This is a genomic window from Micromonospora desertarenae (genome assembly GCF_056150265.1).
Window position 1 is genome coordinate 262,145 of record NZ_JAXCFQ010000008.1, and the last position, 24,462, is coordinate 286,606.

Consider the following 24,462-nt stretch of genomic DNA (forward strand, 5'->3'; position numbering starts at 1 on the left):
GGCGAGGAGGCGGCATGAGCTACCACGGCCCGGCGCGCCTGGGCGACACCCCGGTCCACGTGCACCTGAGCGGGCGGTGGGAGCCGGTCGACGGCCGCTACCACTGGGGCGGGCGGGTCGAGCCGGAGCCGGCGGTGGCCCGGCTGGTCCGCGCCGGCCGGCGCGACGTGGAGGTGGCCATCGCCGGCCGGACCAGCCCGGCCCGGCTGGCCGAGGTCGACCCCTGGGGTGGCGTACGGATCACCGGCGTGGGCGGCCCGCCCTGGCCGGACGAGGCGGAACGGGAGCACGCCGATGCGCGGTGACCTCGCGGGCCGGACGATCCTCGTCACCGGAGCGGCCCGCGGCATCGGTGCGCGGCTGGCCCGCCAGGCCGCCGCCCGGGGCGCCCGGGTGGCCGTCGTCGGGTTGGAACCCGACCTGCTCCGGCAGGTCGCCGCCGACCTCGACGGGCACTGGTACGAGTGCGACGTCACCGACCAGGCGGCCGTGGACGCCGCCGTCGCGTCCACCGTGGAGCGCTTCGGCGGGATCGACGTGGTGGTCGCCAACGCCGGCATCGCCAACCTCGGAACGGTCGCGCTGGGGCCGGTCGACGCGCTGGTGCGTACCGTCGAGGTGAACCTCTGCGGCGCGATCCGGACGGTCAGCGCGGCGCTGCCGCACCTCACCGCCGCCCGCGGCCACGTCCTGGTCGTCTCCTCCGCCGCCGCCTTCACCGCGATGCCCGGGATGGCCGCCTACTGCGCGTCGAAGGCGGGCGTCGAGCAGTTCGCCAACGTGCTGCGGCTGGAGACCCGCCGGCACGGCGTCACCGTCGGCACCGCGCACCCGATCTGGATCGACACCGACCTGGTCCGCGACATCCGCGACGACCTGGCCTCGTTCCGCGCCACGCTGCGCCGGCTGCCCCGGCCGCTGTCCACCGTGGTGCCGGTCGACCGGTGCGCCGCCGCCCTGCTGCGCGGCATCGAGCGCCGCAGCCGCAAGGTCTACGTGCCGCGTTCACTCGCCGTGGTGCAGGCGCTGCGGCCGCTGGTGCTCAGCGGTGTCACGGACGCGCTGGTCACCCGGCTGGGCGGCCGCACCCTGGTCGACCAGATGGAGGACGAGGTACGCGGGCTCGGCCGCTCGTTCGGCCGGACGTCGGTGGAGGGGCGGTCGTGACTGTCCACTTCCGCCGCGCCGGCAGCGGTGAGCCGCTCGTGCTCATCCACGGCATCGGGCACCGCCACCAGGCGTGGGAGCCGGTGTTCGACCGGCTCGCCGCCCACCACGAGGTGATCGCGCTCGACCTGCCCGGCTTCGGGAACTCCCCGGTGCCCGCCGCGGGCATGCCCGCCGACATGGCCGCCACCGTCGCGGCGATCCTGCCGGTGCTCACCGGGTGGGGACTGGAACGGCCGCACGTGGCCGGCTACAGCCTCGGTGGGGCGATCAGCCTGGAACTCGCCGCCGCCGGGGCGGTCGCCTCGGCCACCGCCCTCTCCCCCGCCGGCTTCTTCACCCCGGCCGAGCGGCGCCGGGCGCTGGCCATCCTCCGGCTGCTGCGGGCCAACGCGTACCTGCCGACGCCGGTCATGCGGGTCGCGCTGCGGTCGGCGTACCTGCGGGCGATGTGCTTCGCGCCGCTGGTGGCCCGGCCGCGGTCGCTGGACTTCGAGCGCGCGCTGGGCGACGCGCTCGCGCTGCGGCGGGCGGTCGGCTTCGGCACCGTGGCCCGGGCCGCCCGCGACTACCGCTTCGACTGCGCCCGGCTGGCCGGTAGCGCGGTGCCGGTGACGGTCGGCTGGGGCGACTGCGACCGCATCTTCGGCGTCCACCAGGCGGAGCGGGTCCGGGCCGGGCTGCCGGCGGCCCGGGTGGTGACCCTGCCCGGCTGCGGGCACGTGCCGATGAGCGACGACCCGGACCTGGTCGCCGCCCTGATCCTGGAGACCACCGGCGCGGTGTCCCGCCCCGACCGGCCGGCGGACTGACCACCGCCCCGGCGCCGTCAGGTTCGCCCTCCCCGGCCCTTCGGCGGGTGTGACCGGCGTCACGTCGAGCCGCGGTAGGGATGCCACGGTCGGCTCCGACCCCTCACCGAACAGGCGCCCGGAGCGGGTGCCGGGGATCGAGAGGACGTGACGAGATGACGAAGGTGACCGCCCAGCTGTCGGTGTCGGTGGACGGGTTCTACGCCGGCCCACGGCACACCGGCGACGGCGACTGGATGACCTCCGCCGAGAGCGCCGGCTTCTTCCGGGTCACCCGCTGGGTGACCGACGCGGTGGCCTGGCGCGAACGGCAGGGCTTCGCCGGCGGCGAGCGGGACACGAACTCCGACGTGGTCGCCGAGTCGTTCGAGGCCGCCGGGGCGTACGTGATGGGCCGCCGGATGGCCGACGGCGGTGAGCTGCCGTGGGGCGAGGAACCGCCGTTCCGCGCGCCGGTCTTCGTCGTCACCCACCGCCCGAGGGCGCGGCTGGAGCGCAAGGGTGGCACCAGCTTCACCTACGTCACCGACGGCGTGGCCAGCGCCGTCGAGCAGGCGCGGGCGGTGGCCGGCGGTCGGGACGTCGCCGTGGCCGGCGGCGGCAGCCTCGTGCGCCAGGTGCTCAAGGCTGGCCTGCTCGACGAGTTGGAGCTGCACGTCGTACCGGTGGTGCTCGGCACCGGCCTGCGGCTGTTCGACGCGGACCTCGACCTGGCCGAGAAGGAGGGGATCGAGTTGACCCAGCTCCGGGTCATCCACACGCCGCAGGTCACCCACATCCGCTACGCGGTGCGCGGCCGCGCCCCGCTGCTGCTCGACGACCGTGGCAGCGGCGGCGGCCCGACGATCGTCAGGTCGTGACGTGCTGAGTCGGATTGGCGACTGAACGACTCGTCGCCAATCCGCCGGCATCGCGGGTGAGGCAATATGGGAAAACCTCAGCCCGCCCATCGAAGGGTGCCGCCGTGCCGGATCCCCTTACCCTCTCCGCGGTCGGAATCGTCGCACTGACGGAAGGCGTGAAATTCCTCTACGGCCTGGCCGGTGACCTGTTGCGGCGACGACGCGAACGCCGCGACGACGACCGGGCTCCGGTTACCGAGCCGGTGTCGGTGGCCCTGCCCGACGAGGCGTTCCAGGGCCAACTGAAGGACCCGGTCGCCCACTTCGACCGGCTCGCGGACCTCGATTCGTCAATTCGCGAGCTGCGGGCGAAGCTCGCCGACTACGCCGAGGGAATCGACGAGCTGAGCCCCGACGACCGGGAAAGCCTGGAATACGTCGACGGGCTGCGGCGGGCTCTCGAAACGGTTCTCGGTCAGCGCATCGTCTTCCGCGGCGAGGCGGTGCCCGCCGACGGGTCCGTCGTGGGCACCGCCACGGTCGACGAGGTGCTCGGTTACCTCGCCGGGTTGCGGGCCCGGAGCATCAGTGGCGGGGCGCGCGGGCACGTCGAGGCGGGGCGGGTCGGCCCGGGTGGGTCGGCCGTCGGCCTGGAGGCCGACACGATCCGGTAGGCCGGGAAAGCACCAGCGGCGGCACACTCCTGCTCACGGTGAGGCGCTCGATGACGACTGACGCCAAGGCCGCGGCTTCCCAGCCCGACCCGACATCCAACGGCCATCCCGGCGGGCCCGCCACCGCTGGCCCGAATGCGCGGCCGTCCGGGATCGGGCCCGACCCCTCGCTGCTCGCGGATCCCGCCTTCTTCGTACCGCGCCGGTGGCTGGAGTCCCAGGTTGACGACTGGCTCACGAACCCGGCGGCGAAGAACGCCCGCGTCCTGGTCATCTCGGGGCCGCCCGGCACGGGCAAGAGCCGATTCCTGTACGGCATCACCGTCCGTCTCGCGGCGGCGGCGGACGGCCCTCGACTCGGTGCGCTGATCCTGCGGGACGTACGGGCCACCCGCATCGACGAGTTCTCCTGGCCCTCGTTTCGCGACCAGCTCCTGGCGCTGGTCGACGCTCCCGCCCTGTCGACGGTGGCCAGGAGCGTCTCGGCGGACGTCCGCGTCGGGTCGGTGACGGGCGGTAAGGCCGTCGGGATCGAGGTGACGAATCTCCTGCTGGGCACCACCGACCCGGTGCGCGAGCTGCGCGAGGTCGTGCTGCCCGCCCTGGCGAACCTGCCGGCCGGCGCGCCGGTCGTCGTGGTGGTCGACGGGCTGGACGAGGCGTACCGCGACAACGCCCGCGACTTCCTCGACGTGATCAAGGTGCTCGCCGCCGCCGTGTCCCGCTGCCCGGCCTCCGACCAGGGCCTCGGCCGTCTCCGCCTGCTGCTCGCCAGCCAGCCCGAGGTACCGGTCAACCTCACCCCGCTGCTGCAGCCCACCCTGATCGACCTCGCCAGTCCGGGCAAGGCGGACCGGCAGGACCTGGAGCGCTACGTGGGTAACCTGCTGCACGAGCTCGACGAGACCCATCGCACCCGGCTGTCCCGGCTGATCGCCGAGCAGGCGGACGGGGTGTGGGTGCTGGCGTTCTACGCCGCGCGGAGCATCGCGGACGACGTCGCCGCCGGAGACGGTCCGCCGGAGACGGTCGCCATGCCGGCCAGCCTGACCGAGGTGTACGGCGACGCGCTGGACCGGATGCGGGAGCGGGTCGACGGCCGTTGGCAGCAGGCCCTCGCGCTGATCGGCCTGGTCGCCGCTGCGCAGGACGTCGGCGCCGCGCTGCCCGACGACGTCGCGGCCGCCGTACTCGGGCTGGACGGCAACGCGCTCAACCGCCTGCTCGCCGACACCCGCGCGGTGCTCCTGCGCGGGCACGACGCGCGCTTGCGCTTCTTCCACGGCGACTTCGGGCGCTGGGTCTCCGACGGCGGCCTCGGGCCCGAGGGTGTCCTGGACGCCCACAACCGGCTCGCGCAGACGCTGTCCGACCTCGGCCGCCGGAACTGGGCCATGGCCGGCCGCTACGCCCTCGCGTACGTCGCCCCGCACGCGCTGGCCGCGGCGGAGCTGGGGATCGGCAAGATCTCCCACGGTTCCCAGGTCGACCGCTGCCTGGAGCTGATGTCCGATCGGCGCCGGCTCGCCGCCGACCCGTCACCGCGGCACTGGCTGGACCACCTTCAGCAGTTGAGTGAGATCTGCTCGGCGGGTGTGTGCCTGCCCGGAACGCAAGAGCCGCTCGCCGGCCTGGTCAGCCGGCTGCGCCCGATCCTGCAACTGGCGGTCGGCAGCTCGGTGATCAAGGAGCTGAGCACCGCCCAGGTCGACGAGTTCGAGACGCTTCACGACCAGGGCGACACCCGGGCGGCCAAGCTCTGGCTCAACGAGAACGCCCCCCGCCACGAGTCGGTCGTCGATCGCGAGGTCCGGCGGCTGCTCGGCGACGTTCTCGACGGCTGGCGACCGGAGCCCGACCCGGGCCTCCCCCGTGGCGAACTCGCCGCCGACTACCGGGCGGCCTGGAAGCGGACCCGGGAGCCGCGCCTGCTGTCCCGGGCCGTGGCGGCGTACGAGGAGTCGTTGGGCTTGACCCCGGTGGACCATCCGAGCCGCACGGCCCGCCTGATCGGGTTGGTCAACTCGTTGGTGGACCGGATCGACGCCGACGCGGAGCAGGACGGCGACCTGGACCGGCTGCTCCAGCTACAGCTCGAACTGGTCGACCGCGACGACCTGGAGGACCCGGCTGCTTCCCGGGCCGTGCTGGCGCACTGGCTGCACCGGCGATGGCGGCGCGCTCCCACGGAGCATCCGACCGATCTCACCGCGGCCGTCGCGGCCTTCGAGGCGTCGCTCGGTTCGACGCCGGTCGACCATCCCCGGCGCACCGGGCGACTCAGCGGTCTGGTCAACACGCTGATCGGACGGATCGACACCGACGCGGAACAGGATGGCGACCTCGACCGGCTGATCCAGGCGCAGACCGAACTGGTCAGCCGCGACGACCTGTCGGAGCCGGCGACGTCCTGGGCACTGCTTGCCCACTGGCTCTACCGGCGGTGGCGGCGCGACGCCAACGCGCACGCCGACGATCTCTCCGCGGCTGTGCGAGCCTACGAAACGTCGCTGAGCCTGACGCCGAGGGACGACCCGAAGCGGACCGGGCAGCTCACCGGCCTGGTCAACGCGCTGACCGGCCGGATCGACACCGACACCGAGCAGGACGGTGACCTCGACCGGCTGCTCCAGGTACAGGCCGAACTGATCGCCCTGGACACCGTGCCGGACCGGGCGGTCGCCTGGAGCGTGTCGGGACAGTGGTCCTATCGTCGGTGGCAGCGGGACGCCACCGAGCACCCGGACGACCTCACCGCCGCCATCACCGCCTTCGAGAACTCCCTGCGCCTGACCCCCGCCGACGATCCGAAGCGGACGGTGCGCCTGACCGGCCTGGCCAACGCGCTGGGTGGGCGGATCGACACCGACACCGAGCAGGACGGTGACCTCGACCGGCTGGTCGAGGTGCAGGCCGAACTGGTGACCCGCGACGACCTGAAGGACCCGCCGACCTCCCGCGCCATCCTCGGGCAGTGGCTGCACCACCGATACCAACGCAAGCCCGCCGAGCACCCGGACGATCTCCCCGACGCCATCGCGGCCTTCGAGGATTCCCTCCGTCTGACCCCTGCCGACCATCCGAAGCGGACCGTACGCCTCACCGGCCTGGCCAACGCGCTGGCCAGCCGGATCGACACCGACGCCGAACAGGACGGCGACCTCGACCGGCTGATCCAGGTGCAGACCGAACTGACCACCCGCGACGACGTGCCGCACCCGGGAACCGCGTGGGCGATATCCGGGCAGTGGCTCTTCCGGCGCTGGCAACGAGGGCCCGTCGATCAGTCCGCCGCCCTCGACGCGGCCGTCGCCGCGTACGGCCGGGCACTGGACCTGATCTCCCCGGACCACCCCAACCGGGCGCCCTGCCTGGTCGGCCTCACCAACGCGCTGGCCGGCCGGATCGACACCGACGCGGAACAGGACGACGATCTGGACCGGCTCCTCCAAGCGCAGGGCGAACTGGTCACCCGGGACGATCTCCAGGACCCCGCGGCGTCCACGGCCGTGTTCGCCCACTGGCTCTTCCGGCGGTGGCGCCGCCAGCCCGGGGAGCACCCGGAGGACCTCACCGCCGCCATCACCGCCTACGAAGCGGCACTGCGCCCGCTCCCGGACGACCATCCGAAGCGGAGCGGCCGCCTCACCGGCCTGGTCAACGCCCTCGCCAGCCGAGCCGACACCGACGCCGAACAGGACGGCGACCTCGACCGGCTGATCCAGGCGCAGAGCGAACTGACCGCCCGCGACGACGTGGAGGACCCGGCCACCTCGTGGGCCATCCTCGCCCACTGGCTCCACCGCCGCTGGCAACGGAACTCGGCCGAGCACCCGGACGACGTCGACCTGGCGGTCAGCGCCTTCGAGAACTCGCTGCGCCTGACCCCCGCCGAGCACCCGAAACGGACCGGCCGCCTGACCGCGCTGGCCAACGCCCTCGCCGGGCGGATCGACACCGACGCCGAGCAGGACGGCGACCTCGACCGGCTGCTCCAGGTGCAGACCGAGCTGGTCGACCGGGACGACGTGGAGGACCGAGCGGCCTCCTGGGCCGTCCTGGGGCACTGGCTCCACCGGCGCAGCGAGCCACGGAGCGGGCGAACCCGGGTCTACCTGCACGAGGCGATACATGCCCTCGAAACGTCGCTGGCGGCGACGCCCGCCGACCACCCGAACCGGACCGGTCGCCTGGCGGGCCTGGCCAACGCGTTGGCCGCACGCGTGGACACCGACGCGGAACAGGACGGCGACCTGGACCGGCTCCTCGAGGTGCAGACCGAACTGGTCGCCCGCGACGACCTGCAGGACCGCGCCGCCTCCACCACGCTCCTGGCGCACTGGCTGCACCGACGGTGGCGACGCCGCCCCACCGGACACCCGGAGGATCTCGCCGAGGCCATCACGGCGTTCGAGACAGCACTGAGCCTGACCCCCGCCGACCATCCCAATCGCGTGAATCGGCTGGTCGGTGCGGCGAACGCGCATGTGCACGGGGAACTCAGCCAGGTGGCGGGCGCGGAACTCGACAAGGCGCTCCGCTACGCCGCAGAGATTCGCAGGCTGCGCGAATCAGACCTCGACGGCCTGGTACCGGCCCTTCGGCGCCTGGTGCGACTCGGTCCGGACAATGCGGGCGCCGGTGCCGATTCCACATTCCGCATCCCGCACCAGTCCCGGTGACGCCGGGCGCCACCGCCGGGCTTTGCGGAAACGGAGTTCGGCGAGCGTGCCGACGATTACGTTCGGGATCGTGAGCACCTCTTCGGTCACCGCAGCGGCGCTCGGCGCCATCCTGGTCCTGCCCGTGGTCGCGGTCGCGCCGCCGGCCCGGGCCGCCGCCGCGCCGCACGTGCCGTGTCCCGCGGTGAAGCCGCCGGTACCGCCGCCCGCCGCGCCGTCGCCGCCACCGGTCGATCCCGCCCACCGGGCCGTCGGCGGGCCGGCGCTGGCCACGGCGGGGCTGGCCGTTCCACCGGGTGCGCCGAAGGCACCGGCGGTGACCGCCACCTCCTGGCTGGTCGCCGACCTGGACAGCGGCGCGGTGCTGGGTGGCTGCGCCCCGCACGAGCACCGCACTCCGGCCAGTGTGCAGAAGCTGCTGCTGGCGGCAGCCCTGATGCCCCGCCTCGACCCCACCCTGATGGTCGAGGTGACCCGGGCCGACCTGCGCGACCTCGATCCGGAGAGTTCGCTGATGGGGGTGGTGCCGGGCGGCCGGTACTCGGTGGAGAGCCTGTGGCTGGGGCTGCTGCTCAGGTCGGGCAACGACGCGGCCAACGCCCTGGCGCGGGTGGGCGGCGGGGCGGCCGGCCGGCCGGGCGGCGTGCGGGCGATGAACGAGGAGGCGCGCCGGCTGCGGGCCTACCAGACGCACGCCGCGACGCCCTCGGGGCTCGACGGACCCGGGCAGTACACCAGCGCGTACGACCTCGCGCTGATCGCCCGCGCGACCTTCGGCCGGGAGGACTTCTGCCGGTACATCGCGACCACGCGGGCGCTGATTCCGGCGCAGCCGACCAACCCGGCCTTCGAGATCGTCCACGACCGGACGCTGCTCGGCGTCTACCCGGGCACGGTCGGCGGCAAGACCGGCTTCACCGACCTGGCCCGGCAGACGTACGTCGGTGTGGCCGAGCGTGACGGCCGGCGGCTCGCGGTGACCCTGCTCGGCGCGGAGACCGCCCCGCTGGGCAGCCTCGGCGAGGCGTCCGCGCTGCTCAACTGGGGTTTCGATCTTCCCGACGGCGCGTCCGTCGGCGAGCTGGTCGGCCCGGAGGAGAAGACGTACGACCAGCCCGTGGTCCCGGTGAAGGGCGAGCGGCAGAACGGGGAGTCCTCGTCGCTGTCGTGGCCCGCCGGGCTCGGCCTCGGCGCCGCGCTGGCGTTCGCCGTCCTGGTCCTGGCGATCCCGTGGTGGCGCCGGGCCGCACGCCGGGGAGCCCGCGAACGGTAGGACGCCCGGTCGGGACGGGTCGGGGGCTGCCGAGGCCGACGGTCCCCGGCATGTGAGGATGCCGCCCATGCGTGCGGTGATCTTCGACGAGTTCGGTGCCCGGCCCGAGGTCCGCGACGTCCCCGATCCGGTGGCGCCGCCCGGTGGCGCGGTCATCCGGGTCGAGGCGACCGGGCTGTGCCGCAGCGACTGGCACGGCTGGCAGGGACACGACCCCGACATCCGGCCGCCGCACGTCCCCGGTCACGAGTTCGCCGGGGTGGTCGCGGCGGTCGGCGCGGGCGTCCGCGGCTGGCGGGCCGGCGACCGGGTGACCGCGCCGTTCGTCTGCGCCTGTGGCCGGTGCCCGGCCTGTCTGGCGGGTGACCAGCAGGTCTGCGAACGGCAGACGCAGCCGGGCTTCACCCACTGGGGCTCGTTCGCCCAGTACGTGGCGGTGCACGACGCCGAGGTCAACCTGGTCCGCCTCCCGGACGAGCTGGACTACCCGGCCGCGGCGGCGCTCGGCTGCCGGTTCGCCACGGCGTTCCGGGCGGTGGTGAGCCAGGGGCGGGTCGCCGCCGGCGAGTGGGTGGCGGTACACGGCTGCGGCGGGGTGGGGCTCTCCGCGGTGATGATCGCGGCGGCGTGCGGGGCGCGGGTGGTGGCGGTCGACGTCGCGCCGGGCGCGCTCGAGCTGGCCGTCCGCTGCGGGGCGGCGGTATGCCTGGACGGCAGTGCGCTGTCCGGCCCGGGCGCGGTGGCCGCCGCCGTCCGGGAGGCGACCGGCGGCGGGGCCCACCTGTCGCTGGACGCGCTGGGCAGCCACGCCACCTGCGCCGCCTCCATCGAGAGCCTGCGGCGGCGCGGCCGGCACGTGCAGGTCGGGCTGCTCCCCGTCGCCCAGGGCCGGCCGGCGCTGCCGATGGAGCTGGTCATCGCGTACGAGCTGGAGCTGCTGGGCAGCCACGGCATGCCCGCGCACGCCTACCCGGAGCTGCTGCGGCTGGTCACCGACGGGGTGCTGCGCCCCGCCGAGCTGGTCACCCGCACCATCGGCCTGGCCGAGGTGCCCGCCGCCCTGGCCAGCATGGACCGGCCCGCGCCCGGCGGGATGTGCCTGATCCGTCCGAGCTGACCGGGGCCTGCCGACCGGGTGGCGGTCCCGGCCCTTGTCCGCAAGGAGTGAACGGTGGTTCAATCCTTGCGTGGTGTACCGGAGCACCGAGCGGGTGAAGGCCCGGCTGAGCGCCTCGCGCCAGCGGATCATCACCGCCGCGCTGGAGATCATGGCCGGGGCCGGATACGCCGGCTGCTCGGTCGCCACGGTCGCCGAGCGGGCGGGCGTGGCCACCGGCACCGTCTACCGCCACTTCCCCACCAAGGCCGACCTGTTCGCCGAGGTGTTCCGCACCGCCTCGCGGCGTGAGGTGGACGCCGTCGCCCGCGCCGCGGCGCTGGAGCGCACCGCCGCCGCGCAGGTGTCCGCCGTCGTCGAGACGTTCGCCGGCCGCGCGCTGAAGTCCCCGCGGTTGGCGTACGCGCTGCTCGCCGAGCCGGTCGACCCGGCGGTCGACGCCGAGCGGCTGGTCTTCCGCCGCGCGTACGCCGACCTGATCGCCGGCTACGTGGCGGCGGGCGTGGCCGGCGGCGAACTGCCGCCGCAGGACCCGGAGCTGACCGCTACCGCGCTGGTCGGCGCCCTGGCCGAGGCCATGGTCGGCCCGCTCGCCACCGGGGTCGCCGGCCCCGGCACCATCCCCGGTCTCATCACGTTCATCCACCGCGCGTTGGGAGTGTCGCCGTGACGACGCACGAGGTCATCAACCAGGTTCCCCCGCTGGTCGGCTACGACGCGGCGGACGACCCGGCCCTGCTCGACGGGCTCCAGCGGGAGGGCGCCGGGTGGGCCGCCGCCGAGCTGCACGAACTCGGCCGCCTCGGCGGCGGCGAGGCGGCGATCGAGTACGGGCGGCTGGCCAACGACCACCCGCCGGTGCTGCGCACCCACGACCGCTACGGCCACCGGATCGACGAGGTGGAGTTCCACCCCGCCTGGCACGAGCTGATGCGCACGGCGGTCGCGCACGGGCTGCACGCCGCCCCGTGGGCGGACGACCGGCCGGGCGCGCACGTGGCCCGGGCCGCCAAGTTCTACACCTGGCGGCCCGACGCCGGGCACGGCTGCCCGATCTCGATGACCTACGCGGCGGTGCCGGCGCTGCGTCACGCGCCGGAGTTGGCCGCGCGGTACGAGCCGCTGCTCACCGCCACCAGCTACGACTTCGGGTTGCGCGCGCCACTGACCAAGCGGGGCCTGCTGGCCGGCATGTCGATGACGGAGAAGCAGGGCGGGTCGGACGTGCGCGCCAACAGCACCACCGCCCGCCCCGAGCCGGACGGCAGCTACCGGCTGCTCGGGCACAAGTGGTTCACCTCGGCGCCGATGTGCGACGTCTTCCTCACCCTCGCCCAGGCGCCGGGCGGGCTCACCTGCTTCCTGGTTCCCCGCGTCCTGCCCGACGGCACCCGCAACCCGATGCGGCTGATGCGGCTGAAGGACAAGCTCGGCAACCGCTCCAACGCCTCCGCCGAGATCGAGTACGAGCACGCCGTCGCCTGGCGGGTCGGCGACGAGGGCCGCGGCGTCCGCACCATCATCGACATGGTCAACCTGACCCGCCTGGACTGCGTCATCGGCGCGGCGGCCGGGATGCGCCAGGGTGTGCTCACCGCCGCCCACCACGCCACCCACCGGCAGGCGTTCGGCCGCTACCTGGTCGACCAGCCGCTGATGCGCAACGTGCTGGCGGACCTCGCGGTCGAGTCCGAGGCGGCCACCGTGCTGATGATGCGGCTGGCCGGCGGGACCGACCGCTCCGCGCGCGGCGACGCCGGCGAGACCGCGTTCAAGCGGCTCGCCCTGGCCGTCGGCAAGTACTGGGTGTGCAAGCGCTGGCCGGCGCACGCCGCGGAGGCGCTGGAATGCCTGGGCGGCAACGGCTACGTCGAGGAGTCCGGCATGCCGCGGCTGTTCCGGGAGTCCCCGCTGAACTCCATCTGGGAGGGCTCCGGCAACGTCGCCGCGTTGGACGTGCTGCGCGCGCTCGGCCGGGAGCCCCAGGTCATGGCGGCGTTCCAGGCCGAGGTGAGTGCCGCCGCCGGCGCCGACGCCCGGCTCGACGCCGCGGTACGCCAGGTGCGGGCCGACCTGTCCGACACCGGTGACCTGGAACTGCGGGCCCGCCGGGTGGTCGAGCGGCTGGCGCTGGTGTTGCAGGGCTCGCTGCTGGTGCGGCACGGGCACCCGGCCGTCGCCGACGCCTTCTGCGCCTCCCGGCTCGGCGGCGACCACGGTCAGGCGTTCGGCACCCTGCCCAGCGGCGTCGACTTCGCCGCGATCATCGCCCGCGCCGTGCCCAAGCTGGGCTGACGCCCCGCCGGTCCCCGGAAATGCGGCGGACGGCGGGGGCGCCCTGGCATAGGTTGGCGGGGTGGAGAGCGTGGCCGTCACCGTCGAGCGCCGGGTCACCGAACGCGGGGAACTGGTGCTGCGCACCGACGCGGGGCACTACGAGGTGATCAGCAACGGGGTGTTCCTGATGGACACCCGGGCCGGGCGGTCCGAGCGGCTGCTGGTCCAGGCGGCGCTGGCGGCGGTACCCGGGCACCCGCGGCTGCTCATCGGCGGGCTCGGGGTGGGCTTCTCGCTGGCGGAGGCGGCCCGCTCGGCGCGGGTCGCGGAGATCACCGTCGTGGAGATCGAGCCGGCGCTGGTCGCCTGGCACCGCAGCCACCTGTCCCGGTTCAGCGAGCACGCCCTGGACGACCCCAGGGTGCGGGTGGTGACCGCCGACATCGTGTCCTGGCTGCGCGGGACCGACCAGCGCTTCGACGCGATCTGCCTGGACGTGGACAACGGTCCGGACTGGACGGTCTTCGACGGCAACGCCGACCTCTACGGGGTCGACGGCGCCGCGCTGCTCCGGTCCCGGCTGCGCCCCGGCGGCGTGCTGGCGGTCTGGAGCGCGGCGCACTCCCCCGGGTACGCGCGACGGCTGGCCGAGCACGTCGGCCCGGTGGACACCCACCGCGTCCCGGTGCCGCGCGGCGAGCCGGACGTCGTCTACCTCGCGCGGGCCCGGTAACCCGATCGTCAGACGCGCCCGGCCAGGCTGTGCAGCGCCACCAGGCCAGGCACGGCGGCACGGCCGAGTTCCCGGCCGGTGGCGGGGTCGTACCAGCTCACCGCGCCGGTCTGGCCCACGTGCAGGCGCTCGCCGCCGGGGTTCAGCAGCAGGCCGGCGACCGGCTCGCGGACCCGCCACTGCGCGGCCTGCCCGAGACCGGCCAGGTCCACGGTACGTACCGTCGTGCCGGCGCCGATGAAGAGGCGGTCACCGTCGGCGGCGACGTGGGCCGCGCCGGTGGCCGTCGCCAGGGTGGCCGTCCGGCGTACCGTCAGCTCCTCGGTGGAGATCTCCGCGACGCCGCCCGAGGCGACGTCGGCGACGTAGAGTCGACGCCCGTCCGGCGTGATCGCCATGCCGTGACCGCTCGCCGGGCCCTCCCCGAACGGGTGCGGCAGGTCGACGCAGTACGCCCACCGCTCCACGAGGTTCAGCGTGTGGACGAACGCGTGCGCGTTGCCCGGCCGGCCGCTGACCAGGTCCCGGGTGTGCCGGTGGCCGGGCTGGTGGGTGTAGAGCGTGTAGAGGGTGCGGCGGTCCGGGGCGAGCACGGCCTGGCGCCCGTCGCCGCGCATCTCCTCCTCGGCGCCCGGCGGCACCGGTGTCTTGGCGCGGGTGGCGAGCGGACCGGGCGCGCCGGTGGCGAGGTCGACCACCCGGACCCGGTAGCGGTCCGGCGCCGCCGCCGGCAGCCACTCGAGGACGAACAGCCCGGTGAGGTCCCCGGTGAACGCCTCGGGTACGAAGTTGCCGCGCAGGTCGAGCCGCTGCCGGACCCCGCCGCCGTCGGCGATCAGCACCGGCGTGACGTCCCGCCCGACCGGACGGCCGGCGGTGACGCGCACCTGCTCCGAGGTGAGGGCCACCGCCGTACCGTGGGCGGCGACGGCCTGCGGCACCCACCGTCCCGGCAGGACGACCCGGGGCGACGTGCGGCCGGTGGCGGTGTCGGCCCGCCAGAAGGCGGTGTCGGCACCCTGGGGCGCCGCCGCGTAGACCGTCCGCCCGTCCGCGTTGGCGACGGCGTGCGGGAGCGTGCGCCGCTCCGCGCCGCGCAGGACGCCGAGGCCGCCGGCGAGTTCGACGAGCAGCGGGTCGGGGATCGCGGCGGCCGGTGCCGTGGCCCCGCCGGTGGGATCGCAGCCGACCAGCGCGGCGGCGCCGGCCCCGGCGAGCGCGGTCAGCAGGGTACGCCGCGGAAACGTCGTCGTGGCCATCATGTCTGGGTGACACCGCCGTGTCCGCCGAGGTTCCGGCCGGCGGGTGGAACCTCGGCGGCGTACGCGGTGTCATGAGGTCAGTCCCCCGGAGGTTGCCCTGGACGACGACGAGTTCGTCACCCGCGCCCGCGCCGGTGACCTGGAGGCGTACGAACTCCTGGTCGCCCGGCACACCGCGTCCGCGCACCGGACGGCGGTGCTGCTCGGCGCGGGCTCGGACGCGGAGGACGTCATCCAGGAGGCGTTCGTGAAGGGATACCGCAAGCTCTCCCGCTACCGGGGGGAGGCGTCGTTCCGCTCCTGGCTGCTGGCCATCGTGGCGAACGAGACCCGCAACCTGCACCGGTCGCGGGGCCGGCGGGACGGGCTGGTGCTGCGGGCCGCGGCGAACCGGGAGCCGGAGGCCGGCGAGGATGTCGCGGTGGGCGCCGTGCTCGCGGCGGAACGCCGTGCCGCGCTGGTCGACGCGCTGCGCCGGCTGCCGGAGAAGGACCGCGAGGTGATCGTCTGCCGGTTCTTCCTCGACCTCAACGAGGAGGAGACCGTGACCATGCTGGGCTGGCCCCGGGGCACTGTCAAGTCACGCACCTCCCGGGCGCTGGTGAAGCTCCGCGCCCTGCTCGACGGTGCGGAGGTCCGCGGTGGATGACCTCGAACGGGAGCTGCGGGCGCTGTCCACCTCGCTGCGCACACCCGAGCCGCCCGACGTCGCCGCCCGGGTACGCGCCCGGCTCACCGCCTCACCCGCGCCCCGGCGGATCCGCTGGCGCCGCTGGCGGCTGCACCTCGCCGCGGTGCTCGTCGCGCTGCTCGTCGCCCTGCTGCCACCGGGGCGGGCCGCCGTCGCCGACGCCGTGGCGGGGCTGTTGCGCTTCGCCGGCATCACCGTCGACACGTCGTCGGGGCCGGCCCTGCCCACCGGCACGCCGTCGGCGATGCCGTCGCAGCGGCCCGCCTCCCTGGTCGAGGCGCAGCGGGCGGTGCGCTTCCCGATCCGCGTGCCGACCGCGCTCGGCCCGCCCGAGCAGGTGCTGGTCGCCGACCCGGACGGCATCGGCGGCCACCGGGTCGCCACGCTGCTCTACCGCGGCGGCGCGCTGCGCCTCGACGCCTTCGACGGCGGGCTCGACCCGGTGTTCCAGAAGCAGACGAGCGGGTCCGGCGCGGAGTGGGTGCAGCTCGACGGGGACTTCGCCGTCTGGGTCGGCGGCCCGCACGCCGTGGCGTACGTGGACCGCACCGGCACGGTCCGGGTGGAGACCGCGCGGCTCGCCGGCTCGACGTTGATCTGGCAGGAGGCCGGCGTGACCTACCGGCTGGAGGGCGAGGTCACCAAGGCCGAGGCGATGGCGATCGCCGGCACCCTGGACTAACCGCGCTGGAGTTCCTGGACGGTACGGGACAGCAGGCAGAACTCGTTGCCTTCCGGGTCGGCGAGCACGACCCAGCTGACGTCGGGGGGCTGCCCCACGTCGGCGCGTCGGGCACCGAGGGCGAGCAACCGGTCCAGCTCCTCCGCCGTGGACACACCGTCGGCACGCAGGTCGAGATGCAGCCGGTTCTTGATCGCCTTGCCCTCGGGCACCGCCACCACGTCGATCATCGGCCAGGAACGGGGGGCGGCCGCGATGGTGATCACCTCGGGGTCCTCGTCGACGACCTGCCAGCCGAGCACCGAGCACCAGAAGTCGGCGATCAGACGTGGTCGGACGGCGTCGATGACGATGGCGCTGAGACTGCTCGGCATGCCGTCATTCTCCCCCACCGGTGGTGCCGCCCCGACCCGGGCGCGGCGCGGGTCACCAGCAGCGGCCGAGGTGTCGACACCCCCACCCGACACGGTGGAGGGTGTGAGATCGGCGTAACAGGTGATCCGCGAGTGCACCGGGGGGACCCCGACGTACCGTGAGATCGTGCCGACGACAGACGTGATCACCAGCGCCGACCTCGCCGAACTGCGCCGCTCGGCGCTCGGGACGGCCAACCCGCTCGGCGTCGCCGCCGAGCTGGCCGAGGCGGTGGAGCAGGGCCGGCTGGCGGAGCCGGCGGACGCCGGGGACGCGTTGACCCTGGCCGCCGAGATCGCCGAGGTCCGGGCGCGGCTGGACGCCGCACTCCGGTACGCCGAGCGGGCCGTGGCGGCGTACCCGTCCGGGGACGACCCGCGGGCCGGCGCCGCCCGCGCGCTGCGGGCCCGGATCCTGTTCCGGGCCGGTGGCCGGGAGGACGAGGCGATGGCGGACCTCACCGCGCTGCGCCCGCTGCTGACCGAGCAGCCGGACGCGCCCGCGTACCTCAGCGCGGCGTTGGACGCCGGCGGCCGCACCGGGCTGGCCGAGGAGTGGCTGAGCGCAGCGGTCGACACCCTGCTCGGCGAGCGCGCCACCACCGCCGAACCGGCCGGCTCGACCGCTGCCGCCGCCGGAGCGGCGCTGGAGGTCGGCCCGCCGGAGGCGCCCGGCGTGCTGTTCTTCCTGCTGCAACAGCGGCACCGGGTGCGCCGCGACCTCAACCTGCCGCACGACCGCAACGACGACCTCGCCGACCGGCTGGAGGCCCGACTGGTCCGCCGGGCCCAGCAGCGGCAGGCGGCCGAGCCCGACCTGCTCTTCTGGCCCCGGGCCGAGTTCGACCGGCTGCTCGCCGAGCAGGCGGCGCTGACCGAGGCGTACGGGCCGGACTGGGACGCGCACCGGGCCCGCCTGGAGAAGGAGTTGGTGCGGCTGGCCGGGGCCGGCCGCACCGGGCTGCACGTGCTCACCGCATCGGTGGACGGGTTGGTCGGCTACGCCGGCCGGCACGACGGCGACCCGGCCGACCCGGAGGTCCGGGCCGGTTACGCGCGCGAGCTGGCGGCCCGCCCGGCGGCGCGGATCGGCTGGCCGCCGGAGCGCAACGACGCCTGCTGGTGCGGCTCCGGCAGCAAGTACAAGAAGTGCTGCCTGCCGCGCTCCCGCGGCTGACCGGCTCGGCCCGGGCCGCCGGCTCGGTGGTCAGCCGGTGGGGGCGGCGAGCAGCCGGAGGAAGTGCTCGACGGTCCGGGCCATCGCGGTCCGGCCGAGCGACAGGTACGCCCGCGGGTCGGTGCCGCCGGGGTCGTCGGCGAGGCGGCCCCGGACCGCCGCGGTGAACGCGACGTTCAGCGCGGTGCCGATGTTGATCTTCACGATGCCGCCGGTCGCGGCCTGGACGAGTTCGGCGTCGGAGACGCCCGACGAGCCGTGCAGCACCAGCGGCACGTCGACCGCGTCCCGGAGCTTGGCGATCAGCGCGTGGTCGAGGGTGGCCGTCCGGGTGGTCATCGCGTGCCGGCTGCCGACCGCCACGGCCAGCGCGTCCACCCGGGTCGCCGCCACGTACGCCGCCGCCTGGTCCGGGTCGGTACGGGCGCCGGGCGCGTGGGCGTCCAACGGCGCCTCGCCGTCCTTGCCGCCGATCCAGCCCAGCTCTGCCTCGATCCAGAGCCCGTGCCCGTGGGCCCAGTCGGCGGCCCGCCGGGTCGCCTCGACGTTGGCCGCGTAGGGCAGCCCGGCCGCGTCGTACATCACCGAACTCACCCCGGCGTCGGCGGCCTGGCGCAGCAGCGCCTCGTCGCGCACGTGGTCCAGGTGCAGGGCGACGTCGACGGCGGCGGCCCGGGCCACCTCCACGGCGGCCCGGGCGATCGGCAGCACCCGGCCACCGTGGTACCTCACCGCGTTCTCGCTGATCTGAAGGATGGCCGGGGCGCCGACCCGCTCGGCCGCGTCCACCACGGCCTCGGCGTGTTCGAGGGTGATGACGTTGAAGGCGGCAGCCGCGCGGCCGGCGCGGGCGGCCCGCGCGACGAGGTCGGCGGTGGCGGTCAGGGGCATGGCGGACTCCGGGGTGTTCAGGTGGTGTGCGGCGTCGGCGTGCGGGTCCCGGCCGGCCGGGGGGCGAGCCGGTGGTAGGTGTCGGCGTCGAACTGGCCGGCGCGGGGCGCCCTCACCGTGGCGGCGGAGAGCGCCACCGCCTCCGCCAGCCGGTGCGGCCACGACGTTCCGGTGTGGATGCCGGCCGCGATCGCGGCGACGACCGAGTCGCCGGCGCCGGTCGGGTTCCCGGCCAGGGGCGCCGGCGGCTCGGCGCGGAAGGTGCCGTCGGGGGTGACGGCGAGCAGACCGGCCGGCCCCAGCGACGCCACCACCGCCCGCGCCCCCGCCGCGCGGAGCGCCTCGGCGGCGGCGAGCGGGTCGGGCAGGCCGGTGGCCTCCGCGAGTTCGGTGGCGTTCGGCTTGACCACGTCCGGGCCCGCCGCGAGGCCGGCGCGCAGCGGCGGCCCGGCCGCGTCCAGGATCACCGGTACGCCGGCCCGCGCGGCGGCGCCGGCCAGCTCGGCGTACGCGGTGTCGGGCAGCCCCGGCGGCAGGCTGCCGGAGAGGACCAGCACCGACGCCCCGGCGAGCAGCCGGCGCACCTGCCCGCGGAGTGCCCGCCACTCCGCGTCGGACACCGCCGGGCCGGCCTCGTTGAAGACGGTGGCGTCGCCGCTGCCCCGGTCGACGACGGTGAACGTGCGCCGGCTCTCCCCCGCGGTGTCGACCAGCCGGTGGGCGATGCCGTGCCGGTCGAGGTCGGCGGCGACGGCCGCGCCGGTGAGGCCGCCGCGGAACGCCACGGCGACGGTGGGCAGCCCCAGCGTGTGCAGGACGCGGGCGACGTTGACGCCCTTGCCGCCGGCCTGGGCGGCGACGTCGCTGACCCGGTGGCTGCGGTGCGGCACCAGCGACGCGACGGTGTGCGTGATGTCCAGGGCGGGGTTCAGCGTGACCGTGACGATCATGTCGCGTCCGGGCCGGCCGTGTCAGGGTGCCGCATGACCCCTCCGAGTTTCCGCATTGGGGCTGGACCGTAATACGGCGATCGGGCTCCTGGCAACCGGCCGCGTGCCCTGCCGGCCGGGCCGGGCCGACGCAGCCACCGGGGAGTCGCCGCCGACCCTTGACGGTCCACTTCGACAATCATTAAGGTCCGGGCCGTAATGACGCGGACGAACGGAGACAAGGATGCCCCTCAGCCGTCGATCACTCCTCGCCGGTAGCTGCCTCACCGGCGCTGCCCTGGCGGTGGGCCACGGATCGCTCGCCACCCCGGCGTTCGCGCAGGACGACGAGCAGCTCACCCCGACCAGTTTCGGTCCGGCGTCCCTGACCGCCGCCGTCCGCGGCGCCGCCGTCATCGGCGACAGCGTCTTCATCACCTCCCGGTTCAACACGCCGGAGGGGAAGATGCGGCTGGGCGAGTTCGACGTCAACACCGGCGAGATGCGCAGCATCGACGACCTGCCCATCGCGAGCAACGGTGGCCAGAAGCTCGCCGCCGACGGCCGGTACGTCTACATCGGCCCGGCCGGCAGCGCGTACGTCCACCGGTTCGACCCGCAGACCAAGGAGCTGGTGGCCTGGGCGCGGGCCGGGGGCAGCACCACCTGGTACTACGACATGGTCGTGCACGGCGAGCACCTCTACCTCGGCACGTACCCCGACTGCACGGTCAAGCGGGTCCGGCTGGCCGACGCGACCGTCGAGACGTACGGCCGCATCTCGACCTCCCAGTACGCGGCGGCCGTGGCGGTCGACGACGAGTACGTCTACGGCGGCTCGGCGGCGCCCGGCACCCTGCTGGTGTGGCCGAAGGCCGGCGGCGCCCCGACCGACCTGACCGCGCACCTCAGCGCCTCGCCGGTCGGCATCCTCGACCTGGTGGTCTCCGACGGCGTCATCTACGTGGCCAGCGGCCGGCAGCTGATCTCGTTCCGCCGCGACGGCTCCGACCGGGTCTCCCGGGACATCCCGGCCGAGGACCGCTACATCGACCAGCTGACCGTCGGCGGGGACGGCAAGGTGTACGCGCTGACCCGGCTCACCACCAACCTGTACGAGGTGACCGCGGACGGCCTGGTGAAGGTGGGCAAGCCGCTCGCCGACGTGGAGAACCAGCTGCTCGCCCCGCTGCCCGGCGGCGCCCTGCTCGGCGTGAGCGGCCTCGGGCACGTGTGGCGGGCGACGCCGAACGGCGCGGCCACCGTGTGGCAGACCGCCACCCGCGGCTTCGGCTACCCGGAGACCATCCAGTCGATGATGCGGCACACCCGCAACACCGTCTGGGTCGGTGGCCACTACGCGATGACGGTGCACCGCCCGGAGGCCGGCACCAGCCAGCGCTTCGACGTCAACGGCGAGGTCAAGGCGATGGCCGAGGGGAAGGCCGGCACGGTGTACGCCGGCCTCTACCCGAGCACCCAGATCGTGGCGATCGACCCGGACAGCTTCGCCGTCACCGTGCTGGGACTGCTCGGCAACGAGCAGCTGCGCACCAAGCGGATCCACGTCGACCGGCCGCGCAACCAGCTGATCGTCGCGTCCAGCCCGCAGACCACCAAGCACACCGGCGCGCTGACCTTCATCGACCTGTCCGACAACACCGTCGACTCGCACCGGGAGTTCCTGCCCGAGCAGAGCGTGATGGACGTGGTGGTGCAGGGCACCACGGCGTACATCGCGGGCGACACCTACGGCGAGGGCACCAGCGGCCCGGTCCGCCGGACCGCGCAGGTGGCGGCCGTCGACATCGTCACCCGCAAGCTGCTCTGGCGCGAGGAGATCAAGCCGGACTGGCAGTCGTACGAGAGTTTGTACGTGGTCGGCAACCTGCTCTACGCGATGGGCCGCCGCCCGCGTGGCGCCTGGTTCGCCTACGACCTGAGCACCCGCACCATCGTGATGGAGGGGGACCTCGGCGGGTACGGCCAGTTCAACGGGGTCGACGGTCGGGTCTTCTCCTGGGTGCACTGGACCAACGACATCTGCGAGCTGCCGACCGTCCCGGGCGGCGAGGTGACCACGCTCTACGACAACGTGCCGCGGGGCTGGTACAACAACCCGGCGTTCAACTTCACCCCCGACGGCAAGGCGACCTGGGGCATGCTCGGCATGGACCTGGCCCGCTTCCCGCTGCCCAGGAGGTAGCCCGGCAGGCGGAGCGCCGACCGGGCCTCGTCGTGCGTCGGGGGTTCGCACTCCCGACGTACGACGAGCCCGCCGGTCCGTCCGCCCTGCCCTCGTCCGGCGGCAAAGGCGCGAGGCGACCCCGCCCGCGTCCCGGAAGCTGTGGCCACCACCCGCGGTTCACCCCGACGCCGGGGGCGGCCCGGTGTAGCCACTGCTCCACCGGAACCGGTTGCTCGGCTGGGCGTACTCCTCGACGACGTGGGCGATCCAGCCCGCCGTCCGGGCGACCGCGAAGATCACCTCCGCGGCGCCCGGGCCCATGCCGGTCGCGTGCGCCAACGCGGCCACGGCGAAGTCGACGTTGGGCAGGGCGCCCCGCCGCGCCGCCGTGGCGATCAGGTCGTCGACGGCCCGCCGCAGCTCGCCCCCGGTCGGCAGCTCCGCGACGAGATCGAGCAGGGCGGCTCCGCGCGGGTCGCCGTCCGGGTACAGCGAATGCCCGAACCCGGGCAGCGCGCCGGTGCGCAGCCACTCGGCGATCGAGGCCGGCGCCCCGTCCCGCAGCGCCGCCTCGATCATCCGGTAGACCCGGCTGCCGACGGCTCCGTGCATCGGCCCGTCCAACGCGCCGAGGCCGGCGAGCACCGCGGCGTAGGGGTTCGCCCGGGTCGACGCCGCGACCCGGACCGCGATGGTCGAGGCGGCCAGGTCGTGGTCGGCGAGCAGGACGAGTGCGGCGTTGAGCGCCCGGACGCCGTCCGGGTACGCCGGCGTGCCGGTCAACCGGGACCACAGGCGGGCCGCCAGGCCGTCGTCCGGTGGCGCCTCGCCGACCGGGGGCAGGGCGTCGACCATGGTGGACAGCAGTCCGGGCGCGAGCTCGGTGACCGTGGCCGGCGCCAGGTCGAAGCGCAGCGGGTCCATCGCGGCGGCGACGGCGACGATCACCGGCAGCCGGTCGAAGACCCGGGCCCGGGCGGGCAGGTGCGCGCTGGCCCGCCTCGCCCGCTCCAGGGTCTCCGGGGACGCGGTGAAGGCGGCGTGCCGCCGCTCCCCCGTCCAGAGCCAGTGCGCGACCTCCTCGAACGGCGTCGTCGGCGCGAGGGCGGCAGCGTCCAGCCCCCGGTAATGCAGCCGCCCGTAGGCGATCAACGTGGTGGCGGTGCGCATCGCCGGGGCGGCGTCGCGTTCCGGCCGGGTGGCCTGCGTACGGGCGGCCAGCCGCTCGACGTCGGCCAGCCGGAACCGGCTCAGCCGCTCGCCGGGAACCTTGACCCGGTCAAGCAAACCCCGGCTGACGTACGCGTAGACCGTCTCCGGCTTGATGCGCAGGCGGTGCGCCACCTCGGCGGTGGTCAGCAGGGGTTCCCCGGGCATGTGGCCATGCTCTCACATTGACTGAATCAATGTTGACTGGCCCGGTTCGCCGACGCGAGGCTGCCGGCATGGCTGACACCATCACCGTTCCGCGCGGGCTCGCCGGCGTCGTGGTCACCGACACCACCATCGGCCACGTCCGCGGCCACGAGGGCTTCTACCACTACCGCCAGTACTCGGCCATCGACCTGGCCGAGCGCCGCACCCTGGAGGACGTCTGGGCGCTGCTCGTCGACGGTTCCCTCCCCACCGAGCCCAAGGCGCTGCACGAGGAGATCGCGCCGCTGCGCCACATCCCGCCCGCGGTCGCCGCCGCCCTGCCCGGCATCGCCGCCGCCTCGGCGGCGCAGGACCCGATGAGCGGGCTGCGCGCCGCGCTGGCCGTCGCCGGCCTCGCCGGCGGAGCCCGCCCGCTCTACGACACCCCGCCCGCGGAACGCCGCGCCCAGGCGATGGCGCTCTGCGCCCTCACCCCCAGCCTGTTGGCCGCGCTGTTCCGGCTGGGCGCCGGGCTGGAGCCGATCGCGCCGCGCGACGACCTGCCGCACGCGGCGAACTACCTGTACATGATCAGCGGCGAGGAGCCCTCCGAACTCCACGCCCGGGCGATCGAGCGCTACCTGATCGCGACCGTCGACCACGGCTTCAACGCCTCGACCTTCACCGCCCGGGTCGTCGCCTCGACCGGCGCCGACATCTACGCCTGCGTCGGCGCGGCCCTGGGGGCGCTGTCCGGCCCGCTGCACGGCGGCGCTCCCAGCCGGGCCCTCGACACCCTCGACGCCATCGGCTCGATCGACCGGGCCGACGCCTGGCTGCGCTCCCGGATCCGGACCGGCGAGCGGATCATGGGGTTCGGGCACCCGATCTACCGGACCGAGGACCCGCGGTCCCGGATGCTCAAGGGGATCGCCCAGAGCCTCGGCGGTGAGCTGGTGGACCTCGCGGTGGCCGTGGAGGAGCGGGTGCTGTCGCTGCTGGCGGAGCTGAAGCCCGGCCGCGAGCTGCACACCAACGTCGAGTACTACGCGGGCGTGGTCATGCACCTGTGCGGGCTGCCCCGTCAGATGTTCACCCCGACGTTCGCCACCAGCCGGGTCATCGGGTGGTGCGCGAACGTGCTGGAACAGGCCGCGGACTCGAAGATCATCCGGCCGGACTCGCGCTACGTGGGCCCGACCCCGCCACAGCCGGTGCCGTGAGCCGGCCGGCGGGCTGGCTCGGCCGGCTCACCCCCCGGGCCGGCTCTCCGCCCCTCAGCCGGCCCGGCGCCGG

At 74.8% G+C, this 24,462-nt stretch carries 21 protein-coding genes; 16 read left to right on the top strand and 5 right to left on the bottom strand.

Annotated elements, in window-relative coordinates:
* Nucleotides 1–14 precede the first annotated feature (14 nt).
* The 11 genes from SM577_RS18970 (at nucleotide 15) to SM577_RS19020 (ending at nucleotide 13,577) form a co-directional block, all read left to right on the top strand.
* Nucleotides 15–305 (top strand): DUF4873 domain-containing protein, encoded by a 291-nt coding sequence (locus tag SM577_RS18970; protein WP_474580617.1) that lies wholly within the window; start codon nucleotides 15–17, stop codon nucleotides 303–305.
* Complete coding sequence (locus tag SM577_RS18975; RefSeq protein WP_474580616.1) at nucleotides 295–1,167, top strand: short-chain dehydrogenase/reductase; 873 nt, start codon at nucleotides 295–297, stop codon at nucleotides 1,165–1,167. Before SM577_RS18970 ends, SM577_RS18975 begins: the two co-directional genes overlap by 11 nt.
* Nucleotides 1,164–1,979: an alpha/beta fold hydrolase gene (locus SM577_RS18980; RefSeq protein ID WP_302922116.1), complete on the top strand. Its 816-nt coding sequence runs from the start codon at nucleotides 1,164–1,166 to the stop codon at nucleotides 1,977–1,979. The genes SM577_RS18975 and SM577_RS18980 overlap by 4 nt, the downstream gene beginning before the upstream one ends.
* Nucleotides 1,980–2,134: 155 nt before the next feature.
* Nucleotides 2,135–2,839, top strand: a complete 705-nt coding sequence (locus SM577_RS18985) for a dihydrofolate reductase family protein (protein WP_302922115.1) — start codon at nucleotides 2,135–2,137, stop codon at nucleotides 2,837–2,839.
* 14 nt (nucleotides 2,840–2,853) lie between these two features.
* On the top strand, nucleotides 2,854–3,495 hold the full coding sequence (locus SM577_RS18990; protein ID WP_474587551.1) for a hypothetical protein: 642 nt from the start codon (nucleotides 2,854–2,856) through the stop codon (nucleotides 3,493–3,495).
* A 50-nt stretch (nucleotides 3,496–3,545) separates the two neighbouring features.
* Nucleotides 3,546–8,177, top strand: a complete 4,632-nt coding sequence (locus tag SM577_RS18995) for a hypothetical protein (protein WP_474587552.1) — start codon at nucleotides 3,546–3,548, stop codon at nucleotides 8,175–8,177.
* Between the two features lie 70 nt (nucleotides 8,178–8,247).
* Nucleotides 8,248–9,450, top strand: coding sequence for a D-alanyl-D-alanine carboxypeptidase family protein (locus SM577_RS19000; protein WP_302922112.1), 1,203 nt, complete (start codon nucleotides 8,248–8,250; stop codon nucleotides 9,448–9,450).
* 67 nt (nucleotides 9,451–9,517) lie between these two features.
* Nucleotides 9,518–10,567, top strand: coding sequence for a zinc-dependent alcohol dehydrogenase family protein (locus tag SM577_RS19005; RefSeq protein WP_474587553.1), 1,050 nt, complete (start codon nucleotides 9,518–9,520; stop codon nucleotides 10,565–10,567).
* Nucleotides 10,568–10,637: 70 nt separating this feature from the next.
* Nucleotides 10,638–11,237 (top strand): TetR/AcrR family transcriptional regulator, encoded by a 600-nt coding sequence (locus SM577_RS19010; protein ID WP_474587554.1) that lies wholly within the window; start codon nucleotides 10,638–10,640, stop codon nucleotides 11,235–11,237.
* Nucleotides 11,234–12,862: an acyl-CoA dehydrogenase family protein gene (locus SM577_RS19015; protein ID WP_474587555.1), complete on the top strand. Its 1,629-nt coding sequence runs from the start codon at nucleotides 11,234–11,236 to the stop codon at nucleotides 12,860–12,862. The genes SM577_RS19010 and SM577_RS19015 overlap by 4 nt, the downstream gene beginning before the upstream one ends.
* A 61-nt stretch (nucleotides 12,863–12,923) precedes the next feature.
* The gene (locus SM577_RS19020) at nucleotides 12,924–13,577 is read left to right on the top strand and encodes a spermine/spermidine synthase domain-containing protein (RefSeq protein WP_302922108.1); all 654 of its coding nucleotides are present in this window, start codon (nucleotides 12,924–12,926) and stop codon (nucleotides 13,575–13,577) included.
* 8 nt (nucleotides 13,578–13,585) lie between these two features.
* Here the strand turns inward: SM577_RS19020 and SM577_RS19025 are convergent, their stop codons facing one another.
* A complete protein-coding gene (locus tag SM577_RS19025; protein WP_474587556.1) occupies nucleotides 13,586–14,836 on the bottom strand; it encodes a YncE family protein in 1,251 nt (416 codons plus the stop codon).
* 46 nt (nucleotides 14,837–14,882) lie between these two features.
* Between SM577_RS19025 and SM577_RS19030 the strand changes: the two genes are divergently transcribed.
* Entirely contained in the window at nucleotides 14,883–15,488 is a 606-nt protein-coding gene (locus tag SM577_RS19030; protein WP_302922106.1) for an RNA polymerase sigma factor, read from the top strand.
* Complete coding sequence (locus SM577_RS19035; RefSeq protein ID WP_474580607.1) at nucleotides 15,481–16,212, top strand: hypothetical protein; 732 nt, start codon at nucleotides 15,481–15,483, stop codon at nucleotides 16,210–16,212. Before SM577_RS19030 ends, SM577_RS19035 begins: the two co-directional genes overlap by 8 nt.
* Here SM577_RS19035 and SM577_RS19040 read toward each other — a convergent pair.
* Nucleotides 16,209–16,586, bottom strand: a complete 378-nt coding sequence (locus SM577_RS19040) for a VOC family protein (protein ID WP_302922104.1) — start codon at nucleotides 16,584–16,586, stop codon at nucleotides 16,209–16,211. The two genes, SM577_RS19035 and SM577_RS19040, sit on opposite strands and share 4 nt — an antisense overlap.
* 166 nt (nucleotides 16,587–16,752) lie before the next feature.
* Between SM577_RS19040 and SM577_RS19045 the strand changes: the two genes are divergently transcribed.
* Nucleotides 16,753–17,802 carry an SEC-C metal-binding domain-containing protein gene (locus SM577_RS19045; protein WP_474587557.1) on the top strand — a complete coding sequence of 350 codons (1,050 nt, stop codon included), beginning with the start codon at nucleotides 16,753–16,755 and terminating at the stop codon, nucleotides 17,800–17,802.
* Nucleotides 17,803–17,832: 30 nt separating this feature from the next.
* On the opposite strand, the gene SM577_RS19050 is transcribed toward SM577_RS19045, so the two are convergent.
* Together SM577_RS19050 and SM577_RS19055 are read right to left on the bottom strand one after the other, a co-directional pair.
* Nucleotides 17,833–18,693 (bottom strand): class II fructose-bisphosphate aldolase, encoded by an 861-nt coding sequence (locus SM577_RS19050; protein WP_474587558.1) that lies wholly within the window; start codon nucleotides 18,691–18,693, stop codon nucleotides 17,833–17,835.
* 17 nt (nucleotides 18,694–18,710) lie between these two features.
* On the bottom strand, nucleotides 18,711–19,643 hold the full coding sequence (locus tag SM577_RS19055; protein ID WP_474580604.1) for a 1-phosphofructokinase family hexose kinase: 933 nt from the start codon (nucleotides 19,641–19,643) through the stop codon (nucleotides 18,711–18,713).
* Nucleotides 19,644–19,866: 223 nt separating this feature from the next.
* Between SM577_RS19055 and SM577_RS19060 the strand changes: the two genes are divergently transcribed.
* A complete protein-coding gene (locus SM577_RS19060) occupies nucleotides 19,867–21,828 on the top strand; it encodes a YncE family protein (RefSeq protein ID WP_474587559.1) in 1,962 nt (653 codons plus the stop codon).
* 159 nt (nucleotides 21,829–21,987) lie between these two features.
* Here SM577_RS19060 and SM577_RS19065 read toward each other — a convergent pair whose 3' ends face one another.
* Nucleotides 21,988–23,187 carry a citrate synthase gene (locus SM577_RS19065; protein WP_474587560.1) on the bottom strand — a complete coding sequence of 400 codons (1,200 nt, stop codon included), beginning with the start codon at nucleotides 23,185–23,187 and terminating at the stop codon, nucleotides 21,988–21,990.
* 68 nt (nucleotides 23,188–23,255) lie between these two features.
* Between SM577_RS19065 and SM577_RS19070 the strand changes: the two genes are divergently transcribed.
* Nucleotides 23,256–24,389, top strand: a complete 1,134-nt coding sequence (locus SM577_RS19070; RefSeq protein WP_474580601.1) for a citrate synthase — start codon at nucleotides 23,256–23,258, stop codon at nucleotides 24,387–24,389.
* Nucleotides 24,390–24,462 lie beyond the last annotated feature (73 nt).